General features: G+C 69.2%; 10 protein-coding genes. 1 reads left to right on the forward strand and 9 read right to left on the reverse strand.

Annotated elements, in window-relative coordinates; all coding sequences use genetic code 11:
* Positions 1 to 80: 80 nt before the first annotated feature.
* Positions 81 to 1,841: a methyl-accepting chemotaxis protein gene (locus ACN9MU_RS26725; protein WP_426343683.1), complete on the forward strand. Its 1,761-nt coding sequence runs from the start codon at positions 81 to 83 to the stop codon at positions 1,839 to 1,841.
* A 1-nt stretch (position 1,842) separates the two neighbouring features.
* Here ACN9MU_RS26725 and ACN9MU_RS26730 read toward each other — a convergent pair whose 3' ends face one another.
* Genes ACN9MU_RS26730 through ACN9MU_RS26770 form a run of 9 tightly spaced genes read right to left on the reverse strand, consistent with a single transcriptional unit; the run spans position 1,843 to position 17,635 of the window.
* Positions 1,843 to 2,511: a 4'-phosphopantetheinyl transferase superfamily protein gene (locus ACN9MU_RS26730; RefSeq protein ID WP_426343684.1), complete on the reverse strand. Its 669-nt coding sequence runs from the start codon at positions 2,509 to 2,511 to the stop codon at positions 1,843 to 1,845.
* Entirely contained in the window at positions 2,501 to 3,724 is a 1,224-nt protein-coding gene (entS, locus tag ACN9MU_RS26735) for an enterobactin transporter EntS (RefSeq protein WP_426343685.1), read from the reverse strand. The genes ACN9MU_RS26730 and entS overlap by 11 nt, the downstream gene beginning before the upstream one ends.
* 20 nt (positions 3,725 to 3,744) lie before the next feature.
* Entirely contained in the window at positions 3,745 to 10,938 is a 7,194-nt protein-coding gene (locus tag ACN9MU_RS26740) for an amino acid adenylation domain-containing protein (RefSeq protein WP_426343686.1), read from the reverse strand.
* A gap of 9 nt (positions 10,939 to 10,947) precedes the next feature.
* On the reverse strand, positions 10,948 to 11,160 hold the full coding sequence (locus ACN9MU_RS26745) for an MbtH family protein (protein WP_426319110.1): 213 nt from the start codon (positions 11,158 to 11,160) through the stop codon (positions 10,948 to 10,950).
* Positions 11,157 to 12,359 (reverse strand): enterochelin esterase, encoded by a 1,203-nt coding sequence (fes, locus tag ACN9MU_RS26750; protein WP_426343687.1) that lies wholly within the window; start codon positions 12,357 to 12,359, stop codon positions 11,157 to 11,159. Before fes ends, ACN9MU_RS26745 begins: the two co-directional genes overlap by 4 nt.
* Positions 12,356 to 14,002, reverse strand: coding sequence for a PepSY-associated TM helix domain-containing protein (locus ACN9MU_RS26755; RefSeq protein ID WP_426343688.1), 1,647 nt, complete (start codon positions 14,000 to 14,002; stop codon positions 12,356 to 12,358). Before ACN9MU_RS26755 ends, fes begins: the two co-directional genes overlap by 4 nt.
* Before the next feature lie 3 nt (positions 14,003 to 14,005).
* On the reverse strand, positions 14,006 to 14,302 hold the full coding sequence (locus ACN9MU_RS26760) for a hypothetical protein (RefSeq protein WP_426343689.1): 297 nt from the start codon (positions 14,300 to 14,302) through the stop codon (positions 14,006 to 14,008).
* Positions 14,299 to 14,547 carry a hypothetical protein gene (locus tag ACN9MU_RS26765; RefSeq protein ID WP_426343690.1) on the reverse strand — a complete coding sequence of 83 codons (249 nt, stop codon included), beginning with the start codon at positions 14,545 to 14,547 and terminating at the stop codon, positions 14,299 to 14,301. Before ACN9MU_RS26765 ends, ACN9MU_RS26760 begins: the two co-directional genes overlap by 4 nt.
* Complete coding sequence (locus ACN9MU_RS26770; protein ID WP_426343691.1) at positions 14,525 to 17,635, reverse strand: multidrug efflux RND transporter permease subunit; 3,111 nt, start codon at positions 17,633 to 17,635, stop codon at positions 14,525 to 14,527. The genes ACN9MU_RS26765 and ACN9MU_RS26770 overlap by 23 nt, the downstream gene beginning before the upstream one ends.

Genomic DNA, 17,635 nt, shown 5'->3' on the forward strand with positions numbered 1-17,635 from the left:
TGTCCACGCTGCTTGCACCTGTCATTACTTCCGCCCAGCTTCCGCTGGCTGCCTGAACGCGAATCCGTGGAGAGACAACAATGAACCTCAACCGAATGAAAGTCGGCACCCGCTTGCTCAGCGGCTTTGCCATCATTGCCCTGGTGGGCGCCCTGGTGGCCGGCATCGGCATTGTCAACATGAGCAAGATGAACGATATGGGCGAGCGCGTCTACGAACGCGAGTTGCTTGGCTTGTCGTACATAAAGGAAGCCAATATCAACCTGGTGTTCATCGGACGTTCGCTGCGCGGCTTGCTGTTGGCATCCAGCGAGCAGGAACGCGACAAATACCTGGCACGCATCGAAACCGGCCGCAGCGAGATGCGGGCCAACCTGGCCGAAGCGGACAAGCGCTTCTTTTCTCCCAAGGGGCGCGAATTGCTGGCCAAGCTGAACAGCGAACTCGATGCCTACGACAAAGGCGTGCAGGAAGCCATGCGCCGCGCCAGGGCCGAGCCACTGCAGGAAAACCGTGAACTGGTCAACTATGTGCTGGGCTCGATGGCCAGCGTTTCCAACTCGGCTGACGACCGCATGTCCGAACTGGCGCGCATGAAGGAAAAGAACGCTGCCGAAGCGGCACGCGCCTCCGTCGACCTGTACCAGTCCAGCCGCAACTTCATGATCATGCTGGTGGCGGGTAGTGCATTGATGGGCCTTGGCCTGGGCGCGTGGATCACCCGCGGCCTGCTGCGCCAGCTGGGCGGCGAACCGGCTGATGCCGCGGCGATTGCCGAACGCATTGCCGGCGGCGACCTGTCGGTCGACATCCGCACGAGGCCGAACGACAAGTCCAGCATGCTGTTCGCCCTGGGCCGCATGCGCGACAGCCTGGCACAGATCGTGGGCCAGGTGCGCAGCGGCACGGAAACCATTGCCACTGCCACCCAGCAGATCGCGGTGGGCAACCAGGACCTGTCCTCGCGCACCGAGCAGCAGGCCGGTTCGCTGGAAGAAACTGCTTCGTCGATGGAGGAACTGACTTCCGCCGTACGCCAGAACGCCGACAATGCGCGCCAGGCCAACCAGCTGGCCGCGTCGGCATCGGAAGTGGCGACGCGCGGCGGCGCCGTGGTCGCGCAGGTCGTCGATACCATGGGCTCCATCAACGAGGCCTCGAAGCGCGTGGTGGACATCATCTCGGTGATCGACGGCATCGCCTTCCAGACCAATATCCTGGCCCTGAATGCCGCGGTGGAAGCGGCGCGTGCCGGCGACCAGGGCCGCGGCTTTGCCGTGGTGGCCAACGAAGTGCGCACGCTGGCGCACCGCTCCGCAGGCGCGGCCAAGGAAATCAAGGCGCTGATCGAGAACTCGGTGGCCTGCGCGGAAAGCGGCAGCAAGCTGGTGGACCAGGCCGGCCGCACCATGGACGAAGTGGTGGCGAGCATCGCCAGCGTGAGCGACATCATGGCGGACATATCGGCGGCCAGCGCCGAGCAATCGACCGGCATCGACCAGGTCAACCAGGCGATCTCGGAGATGGACCACGTGACCCAGCAGAACGCCGCGCTGGTGGAGGAGGCTGCCGCCGCAGCCGAATCGCTGCAGTCGCAGGCCAGCCAGCTGTCGGAACTGGTGGCGGTATTCACCTTGCACAAGGCGGCAACCAGTGCCGCCATCGCCGTGGCCGCCGCACCGCGCGCACCGGCCCATGCCGGCAAGCCGGCCAGCCAGCATACGGCAACACCCCGCCCTGCACTGCCGCAACAGGCGCCCAGCCAGCACACCATTCCGCAGCGCGCCCGGAGCAAGGCCGCAGTGGTGAAGGACGACGCCGGCGCGTGGGCGGAGTTCTGAATCAGCCTGGGCCGCTCGAGCTGCCGGCGGCCGGCTTTTCCGCGCTGATCCAGGCGATTGCGGCCGCATAGCCTGGCGGCGCGGGCAAGCTGGCGGCGGCGAATCCTGGCCATGGCCAGCGGCCATAGGCCAGCCGGTAGCGGCCTTGTTCCAGCGCCAGCACCGACAGTTCATTCAGGTATTTCCCGATTCCTACGCCGATCGCCTTCAACACCGCTTCCTTGCCAACCCAGCGCGTGAAGAAGTTCATCGGCGCCGCGCGCTCGCGTGCTGTCAGCGCTTCCTCTTCCACGCACGACAGGCGCTCGTCCTGCATTTCGATGTCGACCCCAACCGGTCCCTGGCTGGACAAGGCGATCAAGGCATAGTCGCCGGAGTGCGACACATTGAACCACAGCCCCTGCACGCCCGCCAGCGCGGGCTTGCCGTGGCGGCCGGTGCGCAGCATCACTTCCGCGGGTGCGCATGCCAGCGACTCGCCCAACAGGCGGCGCAAGGCGGCACGCGCCAGCACGTAGCGGCGCCGCGCCGCAGGTGCGCGAAATTCTTCCGCCCGCCCGCGTTCGGCCCCGTTCAGCAATGCCCATGCCGGCTCCAGCGCGCCATCGAGCCGCACGCGCCACACGCTCAAGCCGGCCGGCAGCGGCGCATCCAGTTTCTCAGGCAGCATGCAGGGCAGGATCGTTGAGCGGTACGTTGCGCAGCCGCTTGCACAGGCCGAACATGGCCAGGCCCAGCACGCCCGCCGTGGCGCCCAGGACGAAAATGCCGGCGGTGGCCGACAACAGCTTGCCCAGCAAGCCGATGCCGATCGTGGCCAGCGAATCGCCAGCCGCATCCTGCGCCGCCCACAGGCCGTTGACGCGGCCCAGGTAGTGGTCCGGCGTATGGCCCTGCACCAGTCCGTACTGCAGCAGCGACGCAATCGACACGCAGTAGCCGAAACAGGCCAGCAGCGCCAGCACGAAGGGGAACGCAGGCTGCACGCCCAGCAGCATCAGGCAGGCGAATGCCGCCAGGCTGGCGCCGATCATGGCGCGGCCGGGGCGCTGCAGGCGCTCGGTCCAGCCGCTGACCGCCGCTCCCAGCGTGGCGCCCAGCGACACGGCCGAATACATCAGGCCCAGTTCCAGCGCGCCCGGCGCCATGGCCGGGAACAGCACGCGCACCGCCGTGGTCAGCGTCACCAGCGTGCCGACCAGCACCGTGGCGGCCAGCACCGGGCTGGTGGACAGGAAGCGCACCCCGTCGGCCAGCGCGCGCAGCGGGTGCTCATCGCTCGCATATTGCGGCAGCATGGCGGGCAGGCGCAGCAAAGGCAACAGCGTCAGGCCGGTGCCGACGGCGGCGACGGCATAGGCCCAGCCCACGCCGGCAGCGGCAATCAGGACGCCGCCGATGGCCGGCGAAATCACCGTCGCCAGCCGCATCGAGACCATGCTGATGGCGCGCGCCTGCATCAGGTTTTCGCGGCCGACGATGGCGGGCATGCAGGCCAGCAGCGCCGTCACGCCCAGGGCGCCGAAGAAGCCGTCCCAGGCCGACAGCAGGCACACCGCCCACAGCGACGGCGCCGGCAGCCAGGCATTGGCAGCCAAGCCGACGAAGCCCAGGCCGCAGATGGCGCGCGCCAGCAGGATCAGCTTGCGGCGGTCGTAGCGGTCGGCCAGCACGCCGCCCAGCAACAGCCCGGCAAACATGCCGCCGCCTTCCAGCGCCAGCGCCAGTCCCACCTGCAGGCTGTCGCCGGTCAGCGCGTACACCTGCATCGGCACCGCCACCGACAGCATGCCAAGCCCCAGCAGCGAGATGGTGCGGGCAATAAAGACGCTGCGGAAGTCGCGGTTGCGCCGCAGCAGGCCAAGGTCGACCAACAATTTCATGCTCATTTCCATTCCTTCGTTCATGCGCTGCGCCGCTGGCGCAGCTGGAGCCGCTGCTCTGCGCTGCCGATGGCGCGGTCCAGCAGCGGGCCAAGGGTTTCCAGCGATTGCGGCGACAGGATGTTTTCGTGCGAGCAGTGCGCCAGGTGGTGCACTTCCAGGTCCGTCACATGCCGGTGCCATGCCTCGACCGGGCGGATATACTCCGGCAAGGACTGGCCGGCGATGAACAGCGTGACCGGCCCGTCATAGTCCGGCGTGCGCGTTTGCGCCAGCAAGCGCACTGCGTCGCGGTAGTTGGCAAAGACCTGCTCCAGCATGGCCGCCTTCTCCTGCCGCAGCACTTCGTCGGTCTCGCCGTCGTAGGCATCGCCCAGCAGGCGTTCCTGTTCGCGTTCCGCGCCCAACGCCGCTTCGGCGCCTTGCGGATCGGTCCAGTCGTGCACCTCGGCCGGATAGGTATCGAGCAGTCCGAGGAAGCTGACTTCCTCCCCTTGCGCCCGCAAGCGCTCGGCCACGCCGTAGGCGACGGTGCCGCCCAGCGAGTAGCCCAGCAGGTAGTACGGCCCCTGCTGCTGCACGCCGCGCACGATCTCCACCTGCCGGTCCAGCAGCGCTTCCATGTCGCGGCTGGCAGCCACCAGGCCATGGGGACGGGGAGACTGCAGGCCGACGATGGCGCGGCCGCCGCCAAGATAGCGCGATAGCACGCTGTACTGCCATGCGAAACCGGAACCCGGATAGAAGCAGATCAGCGGCGGCCCGTCGCCCTGGCGCAGCTGGATCACCTCGTCAAAGCCGTCGTTGCCGAAATCGTTGACCATGCCCTGGCTGTTCAACAAGGCTGCCAGGCGCGCCACCGTCGGCGCCGTCATGACCTGGCCCACCGTGATGCGCCGCTGCAGCGTGCGCCGCACTTCCGCCGCCAGCTTCATGGCCAGCAGCGAATGCCCGCCAATGGCGAAGAAGTCGTCGTCGGCGCCCACCGCCCCGGTCCCCAGCACACGCGCGAACACTTCGGCCAGCCGTTCTTCCAGCCCGCGCGCCGGGGCCCGGCCGGCCGGCGTGCCGCTGCGTGCCGGCAGCGGCAGCGCCTTGCGATCGAGCTTGCCGTTGGCGCTGAGCGGCAGGGCTGGCAGCGCCATCACCGCCACCGGCACCATATGGGACGGCAGGCGCGCCGCCAGTGCGCTGCGCAGCTGCTCCCCATCCGGTTCTGCGGCCGGCGCCGCGACCACATAGGCCAGCAATTGACGCGCATCCGCAGCGCCGCTGTCGCCGCCCAGCACTGCGGCTTGCACCGCTGCTTCGGCCACGCCCGGCTGCTCGCGCAGCGCGGCCTCGATCTCGCCCAGCTCGATGCGTTGGCCGCGGATCTTCAGCTGGTCGTCGGCGCGGCCCAGGTACTCCACGATGCAGCCTTCCAGCCAGCGCACGATGTCGCCGGTGCGGTACAGGCGGGCGCCGGCCACGAACGGGTCGGCCACGAAGCGCGCCGCGGTCAGCCCCGGCTTGCCGATATAGCCGTCGGCCAGCTGGACGCCGCCCAGGTACAGCTCGCCGACCGCGCCCGGCGGGACCTGGCGCAGCCAGCGGTCCAGCACACGCAGCTGGGTGTTCCAGACCGGGCGCCCGATCGGCACGCCAGCACCGCCCTGCCCCATGTCGCCAAAGGCGGGCATGTAGCTGACGTCCACCGCAGCTTCGGTCGGGCCGTACAGGTTGTGCAGTGCCGCCGAACTGTATTGCGCGAATTCGCGCGCCAGCGACTTGCCAAGCGCTTCGCCGCTGCAGAAGACCAGGCGCAGGCTGGTGCAACGGCGCTCACCGAGCTCCGACAGGTGGCCGGCAAACACCGACAGCATCGACGGTACGAAATGCAGGCAGGTGACGCCATGCCGCTCGATAGCCTGCACCAGGGCGGAAGGGTCGCGATGCGCATCCGGCTCTGCCAGCACCAGGCAGGCGCCCTGCATCAATGGCCAGAAGAATTCCCACACCGAGACGTCGAAGCCGCAAGGGGTTTTCTGCAGCACGACATCTTCCTCGCGCAGCTGGTATGCATACTGCATCCAGGCGATACGGTTGTAGATCGCCCGGTGCGGCACCATGGTGCCCTTGGGCCGGCCGGTGGTGCCGGAGGTGTAGATCACGTACGCCGGATGCGCCGGCGTGATCCTGACGTCCAGCTGCGGCGCAGGCGCCCCGGCCTGCGCCAGTTCGTCAAAGCGCAGCACCGGCGCGGCGGCCGATGCGAAGCGTCCGGCGTGGGTCTCGTCGGTGACCAGCAGGCGCGGCCCGGCGTCGGACAGCATGTAGGCCAGGCGGTCGGCGGGATAGCCCAGTTCCAGCGGCAGGTAGGCGGCGCCGGCTTCGATCACGGCCATGATGGCGATGCTGAGGCGCACCGAGCGCGGCAACGCCACCGCCACGATGTCGCCCGGCTGTACGCCCTGCTGCACCAGCTGCGCTGCCAGGATGCACACCTGGCGCCGCATTTCGGCGTAATCCAGTTCGCAGCGCGCGTCGGCCAGCGCCGGGCGGTTGGGCGTGCGCCGCACCTGCGCGGCCAGCACGTCGCGCAGCGTCAGCGCGGACAGGTCGACGCTGGTGTCGTTGGCGGCAAGCAGCGCCTGCGCCTCGCCGGGCGTCAGCAGCGGGTAACGCGCCAACGGCAGCTGCGGCCGGTCCAGCGCCGTGCGCAGCACTTGCGCCACGCGCTGTGCCAGCGCAGCGGCATCGACGGCGGCGCCGCGCTGCTCGACCAGCAGCGTCAGGCGCTCGCCCGGCAGCACCAGCAAGGCCAGCGGGTAATGGCTGTAGCCGCGGTTGACCACTTCGCCGATGCGCAGCGGGTGGCCGTCGCATCCCGGCAGCTCCTGCGCCAGATAGCCGTTGTCCGGGTAGTTTTCCACCACCAGCAGCGTGTCGAACAAGGCCGCCGCGCCGGCCGCGCGCTGGATCGCAGCCAGTCCCAGACCGTCGTGCTCCATCAAGGCGATATGGCGCCGCTGCAGCGCAGGCAGCTGGTCCCACAATGGCTGCGCCGCATCGAGGCGGGTGCGGACCGGGATCGTGTTGAGGAAGAGGCCGACCTGCTCCTCGATGCCGTCGATCCCGCCGTGGCGCCCCGACACCGGGCTGCCGAACAGCACGTCGCTGCGGCCCGCCATCATGCCCAGCACCTGTCCCCAGACCGCCTGCATCAGCACATTGAGCGTGATGCCGCGGCTGCGCAATGCGTCCTGCAGCTTCGCCGTCAGCGATGCCGGCAGTTGCAGCATGTATTCCTGCACCGGCGCAGCCTCCGCGGCGGCGTCGAACAGCAGCAGCGGCTCCGCGCCCTGCAGGTCCTCGCGCCAGGCGGCTTCCGACGCTGCGGTATCGCGTTGCGCCAGGCATTCCACCACACGCTCGTAGCTTGCGCGCAGGGGGGCAAGCGCGGCGCCGGGCTGGCGGTAGGCCGCCATCAGGTCGCGCAGCAGCAGCGGCGTGGACCAGCCATCGATGACCAGGTGGTGCACAACCAGCAGCAGCACGTGGCGGCGCGGCGCCAGTGTCGCCAGGGCCGCCTGCAGCATGCCGCCGAAGCGCGTGGTCGAACCGTCCCGCGCCAGCAAGGCGGACTGCAAGGCAAGCAGTTGCGCCTGGGCCTCCGCTTCCGGCAGGTGGCCGAAATCGTGCTGTTGCCACGGCCATACGGGCATCGCCCCGGGCGCGGGCATCAGGAACAGGGGCCGTTCGGCCGCATCAAGGTCGAACATGCCGCCCAGCTGAGGATAGCGGTGCAGGACGGCTCCGAGCGCGCCATGCAGCCGTGCCGCGTCGACTTCGCCTTCCAGGTGCAGCAATGTGAATGCGTTATAGCTGCCCTGCCCCTGCGCCGCTTGCGCCGTTTGCGCATGGAACAGCATGCCCGCCTGCAGCGGCAGCACGGGCAGGATCGCGCCGTGCGCACCGTGGCGTTGCTGCAGCAACGCGCGCTGCTGCGCGGTCACGGCGTCGGACAACAGTTCCGCCGGCGAAGCGGCGCCCGTCACGGCAAAAGGCGCCAGTTGGCCGGCCATGGCACGTGGCGTGCGCTGCGCGAACACCGCGGCCGGGCGCAGCAGGTAGCCGCAATGGCGCAGGGCGGTGCACAGCATGATGGCGGAAATGCTGTCGCCGCCAAGGGAGAAGAAGTCGTCGCCGGCCGACACGTGGGCGAGCTTCAGCACTTCGGCCATGGCGCGCGCCACCAGCAGGGGCAGCGGACCGGCAACATCGTCCTGCGCGGCCGATGCGCTCGCGGCTGCGGCCTGCGGCGCCGGCAGCTGCTTGCGGTCGACCTTGCCGCTGACATTGCGCGGAAACTTGTCGAGCACGACCAGCGCAGCCGGCACCATATAGTCAGGCAGGGACTGGCGCAGCGCCGCCAGCAGTTCGGCGCCACGGGCCGCGCGCCCGCCCTCGTCCAGGGCCGGCACCACGCAATAGCCGACCAGGCGGTGCGTATTGTTGACTGCCTGCGCCAGCACCACCACGCTTTCCACCCCGGGCAGCAGCGACAGCGCATTCTCCACTTCGCCCAGCTCGACGCGGTAGCCGCGCACCTTGACCTGGTCGTCGCCGCGGCCGAGGAATTCCAGCAGGCCCGCATGGTTCCAGCGCACCAGGTCGCCGGTGCGGTACATGCGGCTGCCAGGTTCGCCGAACGGGCACGCCACGAAGCGCGCAGCGCTCAGGCCGCCGCGCGCCAGGTAGCCCCGGGCCAGGCCGACGCCGCTGATATACAGCTCGCCCGCCACGCCGACGGGCACCGGCATCAGCCGCGCGTCAAGCACATGCGCCACCGTATTGCCGATCGGGCGGCCGACTACCGGCTGCTCGCTGTCGGCCAGCGCGGCGCGCAGCGTATCCACCGTGTACTCCGTCGGGCCGTACAGGTTGTGCGCCTGCAGGCCGGGGAAGGAGCGCAGCTGCTGCCACAGGGCTGCAGGCGCCGCTTCGCCGCCGATGAGCAGGAGCGCCGGATGGTGCCGCCCCGGCGCCATCAGGCCGTTGCCCAGCATCTGCGCCAGGAAGGAAGGCGGCAGGTCCATGGCGTCGATGCCGATGCGCTCGACTTCCTGCACCAGGCCGTACGCATCGCGCCGCATCTCCTCGTCGAACACGTACAGTTCCTGGCCGCGCAGCATCCAGAACAGCTGCAGCCAGGACGAATCGAACGAGAACGAGTGCGTATGGGCGGCGCGCAGGGCGCGGCCGGGATGGCGCGCTGCCACTGCCGCCAGCGCCGGGCCGTATACCGACTCTTCGTGCGCCAGGAAAAGGTTGAGCAGGGCGCCGTGTGTGTTCATGACGCCTTTCGGCCGCCCGGTGCTGCCGGATGTGAAGATGATGTAGGCCACGCTATCGGCCGGTAATGGCCCGCCCCGCTCCTCCTCACGCAGCGGCGCGCAGGACAGCTGGTCCAACGCTGCGCACGCGGCGGCACTGTCGACGTCGATGCGGGCAATGCCTGCCAGCGGCGCGATGGCAGCCGTGCCGGTGGACAGCAGCAGGACAGGCGCCGCATCCTCGCACATCATGGCGATGCGGTCCGCCGGGTAATCCAGGTCCAGCGGCAGGAACACCGCTCCGCATTCCATCACGGCCAGCATCGCGACCACCGATTCGGCCGAGCGGGGAATCGCCACCGCCACTACCCGGCCGGGGCCGGCGCCCTGGGTGCGCAGCAGGCGCGCCAGCTGGGCGACACGGCCCGCCAAGGCGGCAAAGCTCAGGCTGGCGACGCCGCACACCAGCGCCAGCGCGTCCGGCCGCGCCGCCGCTTGCCGCGCCAGCATGGCCGACAGGCGGTCCACGCCGGGCGGCGCGATGTCCGGTCCGCGCGACCAGGCGCCGATGCGGGCCAGTTCGTCCTGCGTGGCGGGCGCCAGCGCCTGCAGCTCGCGCTGCGGCTCCGCCAGCCATTGCTGCAACATGCCGGCCAAGCGCGCCGCATGCTGCTCCAGTTCCGCCACTTCGTAGCGTGCCGCGTCGGCGCGCAGTTCAAGCGAGATATGCTCGGCCACCTGCAGGTTGAATTCCAGGTCGTCCACCGGTCCGGTCGCCAGGTGATGCGTCAGGCCCTGCAGGCCAGCCAGGTCCAGCCGGTAATCGAACATCTTGAAGTTGACCAGCGCGCCGTACAATTTGCGGCCTGTCCCGACCAGGCCCGCGTCGCGCTGGATCTGCTCCGCTTCATAGCGCTGGTGCGGGCGCACCACCTGGACGGCGGCGCGGAAGGCGCGCGCCACACCAAACCAGTCCATGCCGCCGGCCATCTCGACCGACAGCGGCAGCACATTGACCGTCGGCGCCAGCGCGTTGATGGCGCGCGCGCCCATGCGCCGCATGAACGGCATGCCGATGGCCTGCCGCTTCTGCCCGGTCATGCGGTACAGGTAAGCGGCCAGCAGGCCATGCAGCAGGTCCGGCACAGCCAGGCTTGCGGAAGCGGCGTAGCGCTGCAGGCCGGCGGCCGTATCGGCCGGGAATTCCCATGCCACGCTGTGTACACGGCCGGATGGCGGCGCATTGCGCAACGACAGGGTGGCCGCCGGCGGCAGGGCTTCGCAGAAGCCGGCCCAGAAGGCACGGTCGCGCTCCCGCGCATCGCTGCGCTGGTAGGCCTCGTATTCCGCGACTGCCACGGCCGCCGAAACGAAAGGCGACGGCGCGGCGGCAGCGCCGGCTGCCAGTGCGCCATAGTGGGCGGCGATGCGCCGCGTCAGGGCGAGGAAGCTGAAGCCGTCCAGCATGATGTGGTGGAAGCGCTGGTACCACAGCCAGTGGTCCCGGCCGACCTGGAACAGGGCCTGGCGGTAGCACGCATGGCCGCCGGACAGGTCGAACGGCGCCGCCATGTCGTCCCGCATCCAGGCGTCGGCCCGCTGCCGTGCGTCGGCATGGCAGCGCAGGTCGAGCTGCACCGGCGGGTCGATGCCGTCTGCAGCGGAAGCTGTGCGCAGCTGCTGGCGCGCGCCGGCTTCGGTCTCGACGTAGCGGGCAGTCACCGTATCGGCTTCGGCCAGCCCGCGCTGGATCGCGCGCGACAGCAGCTCCGGCTGCAAGGCGCCGCGCAGTTCGATGCAGTGGGCAATGAGGTAGCCCTGCTTGTTCTCGGCCACCTGGTCTGCCAGCCAGATGCCAAGCTGGCTGCCGTTCAGCGGCAGGTATTGCTGGTCCATGGATTTTCCTCAGGCGCGGGCCGCGAACGGGTTGATGGTGTGCCAGTAGCTCTCGATGTAGTCGATACACTCGCGGCGCGGCGCCGGACCGTGCTGCACTTGCCAGCCGGCCGGTTGCTCGGCGAACTCGGGCCACAGGCTGAATTGGCCGGCGCCGTTGCGCAGCACCGTGAACCGGTAGCTTTCGTCGTCAAAAGGATTGGTCGTGTTTTCGTTGCTCATGGTTCCTGGGTCTCGTCAAAGTCATTCATCAATTCACACAGCCCTTCCAGCAGGCCGTCGCGCCAGCACAGCCAGTCGTGGCCGCCGCGCACTTCGCGCAGCATGGAGCGGTGGCCGGCGGCGCGGAGCGCCTGGTGGAAGGAGCGATTCGGGCCAAGCATCTGGTCTTCGTAGCAGCCGATCTCCAGCAGGAAGCGCAAAGGCCGGCCGGCAGCCGGTCCTTGCGCCACCGAGCCGGCAAGCCAGCCGCCGCTGGCGGTATCGGATGGATCGGGCCACCAGAACGAACCGGATTGGCTCAGCACATTGCCAAAGCGCGCGGGCCAATGCAGGGCCGCATAGGCTGCAGCAAGGCCGCCGAAGCTCTGTCCGGCGACAATCGTGCGCCCAGGCAGGGCGCTGAACGGCTCCAGCGCGTACGCTGCCGGCAGCAGTTCCTGTTGCAGGGCTTCCCAGAACGGAGCGTGGCAGGGCAACTCCAGGGCGCGCCGTTCCGGCGTCACGGCATCGACCAGCAGGTAGATCGCCGGGGGCAGCGCCCCTTGCGCAGTCAATATGTCCAGCGCCCCGAACAGCGGCATCTGCCGCGCCCAGTACTGGCCATCGAGCAGGACGACCAGCGGCGCATCGTTCGCTTCCTGCGGCGCCGTGCGGTAGATCCACGTGTCCCGGCCGAGGTCCAGCGCGGCACTCTGCCAGCGATGCTGGTGCAGGCGGCCTTGCGGCGGGCCCGCCTGCGCCCAGGCGGGATGGCTGGCGGCATCCGGCAGCAGCAGCGGCGACAGGGGCAGGCCCCAGCTGCCGCCATGGGCCGGGCCCGGATTCAGCGGGTCGGCCTGGGCGTTTGTCTCCAGCAGGCCGACCCACCAGCGGCGCAACGCTGCGCCGCCGCCCTCTTGCGGCGCTTCCTGTCCCGCGCCAAGCGGCATCAGGAAGTAGCTGCCGCGCCAGTCAGGCGGCAACCGGGTGCTCCAGCTCCACACGTCTGTCCCGGGATGGTGGCGCATGGCGGCCGGTCCCACGCTGGGGTGCGGCGTGTGCGAATACACGTCGATGTAGACAGCCCGCGCCTGCGCGGCGGCCGGCGCACGCCACAGGAAAGTGACGTTGCAATCTGCGGCGTACTCCAATAGCGGGGTGCCGCGCGCGGCGACCTCGTCCCACCATGCCGGACTGCCAAGATCGGCACGGTCCATCATGCCTGGCGCTCCTGCGGAAATGCCGGTTCCGGCGCAGCCGCGGCAGGCGCCGCCCACACGCTGTCCAGCGGACCGCTGCGGGCACGGCGTGCAGCCAGGCGCGCCCCCCATGCCAGCGGCAACGCCAGCACCAGCGCAGTCAGGTCGACAGCCACTGCGCCCAGGCTGCCATGCGCCCACATGCCGAGCGAAGGCGCCAGGCGCGCCAGCAGCGAGGTGGCGGGAATCGCGCAGCCGGCCAGGGCGCACAGCGCCAGCAATTCTGGCGCGGCACGCGCGGCGCCGCGCCAGAAGGCCCACGCCACACAGGCCAGGAAGACGATGTAGTAGGTCGTCATCAGCACCGCATTGAGGTTGCCCGACGCAGCGTGCAGCCACTTCGCAGCCAGCAAAGCTGCCGCCACGCCGGCCACGCTGCCAAGGCAGACGCCGACAGTGGCGGCGGCCAGGACGGCCGTGCGGCGCGGCTGGGCCGGTGGCGCCTGGTCGCGCAACTGGTTCTTGCGGCGCTTCTCGACCCACAGCAGGTTGCCCGAATAGAACAGGAACGCCCCGGACAGCCCGAAAGCGAAATAGATCCAGCGCATCCAGTCACCGCCGTAGCTGCCGAAATGCAGGGCGAAGAACGGCGCCACGAGGCTGCTCCACGTATCGCTTTTAGTGGGCAGCATGCTGCTGTTCAACACCTGGCCGTTGTACGGGTCCATCAGGAGATAAGCGGATACCGCGCCGCGCACCACGTAATCCTCATTGGCCACGCCGACGCGGACCAGGGGACGCGGGCTCTCCAGGTCCATGAACAGCATTTCCGTCACTTCGAATCCCGGTGCTTCCTGCTGCGCCAGGCGAACCAGTTCGCTTGCCGGCGCCAGCTTCGTCACGTCGCCCGGTCCCGCGGTTCCGCTCGGGCGTGCCCACATCTTCTGCTCGCCGTACACCACATGCTGCAGGCTGTCGTAGAACTGGTCGTGGAAGGCGAACACGATCACCGTCAGGCTGATCACGATGTGGAACGGCAGGCTGGCGATGCCGATCACATTGTGCGCATCGAGCCAGAAGCGTTTGCGGTTCTTGCCCTTGCGCAGGGCGAAGAGGTCCTTGACCAGCGTCGGCAGCAGCAGGACCACGCCCGACACCAAAGCCAGGAAATACAGCACGCCCGCCACGCCCATCAGGTACACGCCCAGGTACTCGTCGGCCAGCGTGCCGGGAATGCCGCCGGTGCGGTGCAGCATGTCGACCAGTTCGCCGAACAGGGACGGCCGCACCTCCTGCGCCACCAGCTTGCCTTGCTCATCCAGGCTTGCCTGCCAGCGCATGGCATTCAGGTCGATGTCGCGCCCTGCATGGCCCGCGCTCCAGGTCACCGGCGCCGGATTGTTTTCATGCCGCACCACGTGCAGCGTGAATTCCTCGCGCGCAGCGGGATGGGCCGCCAGCACTTCGCGCACCACGCTGTCGACCTGCTGCGGCGCCAGCGCGCTGGCCAGGGCGGAGGGTGCACTGACCCAGCGCTCCAGCGGGTGCTTGAACATGGTCAGCGCCCCGCCAAAGAAGCCGATGAACAGCAGGATGCCGGCGCAGATGCCGGTCCAGGTGTGAAGGGATTGGTAAATGCGAAGGATATCGCTGCGGACTTTCATGGCTTACCCCAGGCTGGAACGGATGTAGAACAGCAGGCTGTAGGCGGCCACATTGGCGCCGCCCAGCCACAGCACGGCGCGCAGGCCGCTGCGGAACAGGTAGACCGTGGAGAAAACGGCCATCCACAGCGGCGCCATGATCCACATGACGAACTGCGCCTTCTCGGGGGCATTGATGCCGCCCGGCCCGGCCCAGGCGAACAGCCCGGCGAGGGCCAGCGCCAGCGTGGCGCCCAGCACCGCGCCGGCAAAGGTCTTGCTCCACCAGTCCGGCCGGATCGCATCGGGTTTGGCGCTCATGGTTTTCCTTTCAATAGGGAGACGAACGGCAGCAGGCTGAATGCCAGCATGCTGGCGACAGTCCACGCGAACACCGCCGCCAGCGGCGACAGCGCAATGCAGGCGGCGGCCAAGGCCAGCAGCAGGGCCAGCGCGCCGGCCGCCACGCCAAGCGGGCCAATCGGCTGCGCCAGCCAGCCCTGGTGGCGGTGGCCGAGGTAGAGCAGGCAGCAGCCCGCAATGTCAAGCAACAGGAACAGGATCATTTGCAAATGCCCGGCGTTGGCCGAGTTCAAGGATGGAGAGATAGAACAGCGGCACCAGGAACACGCCCAGGGCCGTGGAAAGGAGCACGCCACCCAGCACGCTGGCCCCGATGGCCTGCTGCGCTGCCGCGCCGGGCCCGTTGGCCAGCACCAGCGGCACGATGCCGGCGCCGAACGCCAGTGAGGTCATCAGGATGGGCCGCAGGCGCTGGCTGGCGGCGGCCGTGACGGCAGCCCAGTGCCCCTGCCCTGCGCGCACCGCCGCCTCGGCGAATTCGACGATCAGGATCGCGTTCTTGGCCGACAGGCCCACCGTCGCCAGCACGCCGACCTGGAAGAAGATGTCACGCTCGAGACCCAGCACGCCGGCGCCCGCCACCGCTCCCAGCACGCCCGGCGGAATTGCCAGCAGCACGCAGAACGGGATCGACCAGCTGCCATACAGGCCGGCCAGGCAGAGGAACACGAACAGCACCGATACCGCGTACAGCATGGGGGCCTGGCCGCGCGACAGCTGGTCCTGGTAGGACAGGCCGCTCCATGCCAGGCGGCTGGAAGGCTGCTGCGCCACCAGCGCCTCGATGCGCGCCATCGTGTCGCCGGAACTGGCGCCGGGCGTTCCGGCGCCGCTGATGTGCACTGCCGGCAGGCCGTTGAAACGGCGCAGCTGCGTCGGGCCGCTGTCCCAGCGCGTACCGGCGAAGGCGGACAGCGGCGTCATGGCATTGCCGCTGCCGCGCACCGACCAGTGCTGCAGGTCGTCCGGCGCGGCGCGCCACTGCGCATCGGACTGCACCAGCACCTTGCGCACGCGGCCTTCGTGCAGGTAGTCGTTGACGTACACGCCGCCCCAGGCCGCGCTCAGGGTGCTGTTGACATCGTCCAGGTTCAGGCCGAGGGTCAGCGCCTTGGCCTGGTCGATGTCGATGCGCAGCTGGGCCTTGCTTTCGCTGCCGTCGGCTTCCGCATACATCACGCCGGGCAATTCACCCGCCCCGGCGGCCAGTTGGGCGGCCCGTGCGGCCAATGATTCCGGCGTCGCGCCGGAAGTATCCTGCAGCCAGAATTCGAAGCCGCTGGCCTCCCCCAGGCCGTCGATCGGCGGCGGCACCATGGCAAACACCCGTGCATCGCGCAGCTTGCCCAGCGCGCCGGTGGCGCGCGCGGCAATCGCCTGCGCCGAGTTCTCCGCTCCCTTGCGTTGCGACCAGTCCTTCAGGTTGACGAAGGCCATGCCGGCATTCTGGCCGGCGCCGCCCATGCCCATGCCGGCAATGGTGTACACCATCGCGACGTTGTCCTTCTCGTTCTCGCGGAAATGGCGCTCGATCTGACGCGCCAGTTCGGCCGTGCGCGGATAGGTGGCGCCGGCCGGCAGCGCAAAACGCACCATCACCGTGCCCTGGTCGTCGACTGGGATGAAGGATGCCGGGAGGCGCTGGTAGCCCCAGGCGGCCGCCCCCAGCAACACGGCGTACACCGCGCCCAGGCGCCAGCGGCGGCCGGGCAATTTTTGCAGCAGCCCGTCGTAGCGCCGCTGCAGCGCCGCCATGGCACGCGCAAATCGCCCGTCCGCACCGTGCGCCGCGGCGGGACGCAGCAGCGCTGCGCACAGCACCGGCGTCAGGCTGATCGCCACCAGCACCGACAGCGCCATGGCGGTGACCAGCGTGACAGAAAACTGGCGGTAGATCACTCCGACCGAACCGGAGAAGAAGGCCATCGGCAAGAATACCGCACCCAGCACGATGGCAATGCCGGCCAGCGCACCCGTGATGCCGCGCATCGACTGCAGGGTCGCTTCGCGCGCGCCGATGCCTTGTTCCGCCATGATGCGCTCGACGTTCTCCACCACGACGATGGAATCGTCCACTAGCAGGCCAATCGCCAGCACCATCGCAAACAGCGTCAATGTATTGATCGAGAAGCCGGTCAGGGCCAGCACGCCGCAGGTGCCAAGCAGGACCACCGGCACGGTGATCACCGGCACCAGCGTGGCGCGCCATCCCTGCAGGAAGACGAACATCACCAGCACCACCAGCAGCACGGCTTCGGCCAGCGTCACCGCCACCTGGCGGATTGACAGCTTGACGAAGCGCGTGGCGTCCTCCGGATAGGCCGCCTCCACGCCGGCCGGGAAAGACGGCTGCAGCGCCGCGATGCGCTCGCGCACGCCGGCCGCCGTGGCCAGGCCGTTGGCGCCCGGCGCCAGCATGACCGCAAAGCCCGAAGCCGGCTGGCCGTCCAGGCGCGACGCGGCCCCATACGATTCGCTGCCGAGCTCCACCCGCGCGACATCGGACAGGCGCACCACGGCACCGTCCGGGCGGGTCTTCAGGATCAGGTCGCGGAACTGCTGCGGCGTTTTCAAACGCGACAGCGCAGTCACTGACACGTTCAGCGCCTGCCCCGGCGGCGCCGGACGCGCGCCAAGCTCGCCCACCGGCACCTCGGTATTCTGGCTTTCGATGGCGCGCACCACGTCAGCCGGCATCAGGCCGAAACTGTGCAGCTTATGCGGATGCAGCCACACGCGCATGGCATACGGCGAGCCGAAATTGCGCACCTCGCCGACACCCGGGACGCGGCTGACCGCATCGATCACCTGGCTGCTCATCCAGTCCGCCAGCGCCGCCTCGCCCAGCGCGCCCTGGCGGTCGCTGAACACCACCACCATCAGGAAGCTGTTCTGCATGGCCGTCACGCTCAGGCCATTCTGCTGCACCGCACGCGGCAGGCGATAGGCCAGCTGGTTCACCTTGTTCTGCACCTCCAGCTGGGCCAGCGCCGGGTCGGCGCCCTGCTCGAAGGTGAGCATGATCTCCGCCTCGCCCGCCGAGCTGCTGCTGGCATCGAAATAGGTCAGGTGCTTGAGGTTCTTGAGCTCCTGCTCCAGCACCTGCACCACGCTGTGCTCGACCACCTGGGCCGAGGCGCCCGGATAGCTGGCCGACACCCGTACCGTCGGCGGTGCGATGTTGGGATACTGTGCCACCGGCAGCAGGGCCAGCGCCAGCAGTCCGCCCAGCATGACCGCCGCCGCCAGGACCCAGGCCAGCACCGGCCGGGCGATAAAGAAACGCGCCAC

This window comes from Pseudoduganella sp. R-32, assembly GCF_049913245.1.
Classification (GTDB): Bacteria; Pseudomonadota; Gammaproteobacteria; order Burkholderiales; family Burkholderiaceae_D; genus Rugamonas.

Coding starts and splice junctions, on each gene's coding strand:
- fes (WP_426343687.1), bottom strand. CDS start 12,359: ATGATGGACCGTGCCGATCTTGGCAGTCCGGCATGGTGGGACGAGGTC.
- ACN9MU_RS26755 (WP_426343688.1), bottom strand. CDS start 14,002: ATGAAAGTCCGCAGCGATATCCTTCGCATTTACCAATCCCTTCACACC.
- ACN9MU_RS26765 (WP_426343690.1), bottom strand. CDS start 14,547: ATGATCCTGTTCCTGTTGCTTGACATTGCGGGCTGCTGCCTGCTCTAC.
- ACN9MU_RS26725 (WP_426343683.1), top strand. CDS start 81: ATGAACCTCAACCGAATGAAAGTCGGCACCCGCTTGCTCAGCGGCTTT.
- ACN9MU_RS26760 (WP_426343689.1), bottom strand. CDS start 14,302: ATGAGCGCCAAACCCGATGCGATCCGGCCGGACTGGTGGAGCAAGACC.
- ACN9MU_RS26740 (WP_426343686.1), bottom strand. CDS start 10,938: ATGGACCAGCAATACCTGCCGCTGAACGGCAGCCAGCTTGGCATCTGG.
- entS (WP_426343685.1), bottom strand. CDS start 3,724: ATGAAATTGTTGGTCGACCTTGGCCTGCTGCGGCGCAACCGCGACTTC.
- ACN9MU_RS26745 (WP_426319110.1), bottom strand. CDS start 11,160: ATGAGCAACGAAAACACGACCAATCCTTTTGACGACGAAAGCTACCGG.
- ACN9MU_RS26730 (WP_426343684.1), bottom strand. CDS start 2,511: ATGCTGCCTGAGAAACTGGATGCGCCGCTGCCGGCCGGCTTGAGCGTG.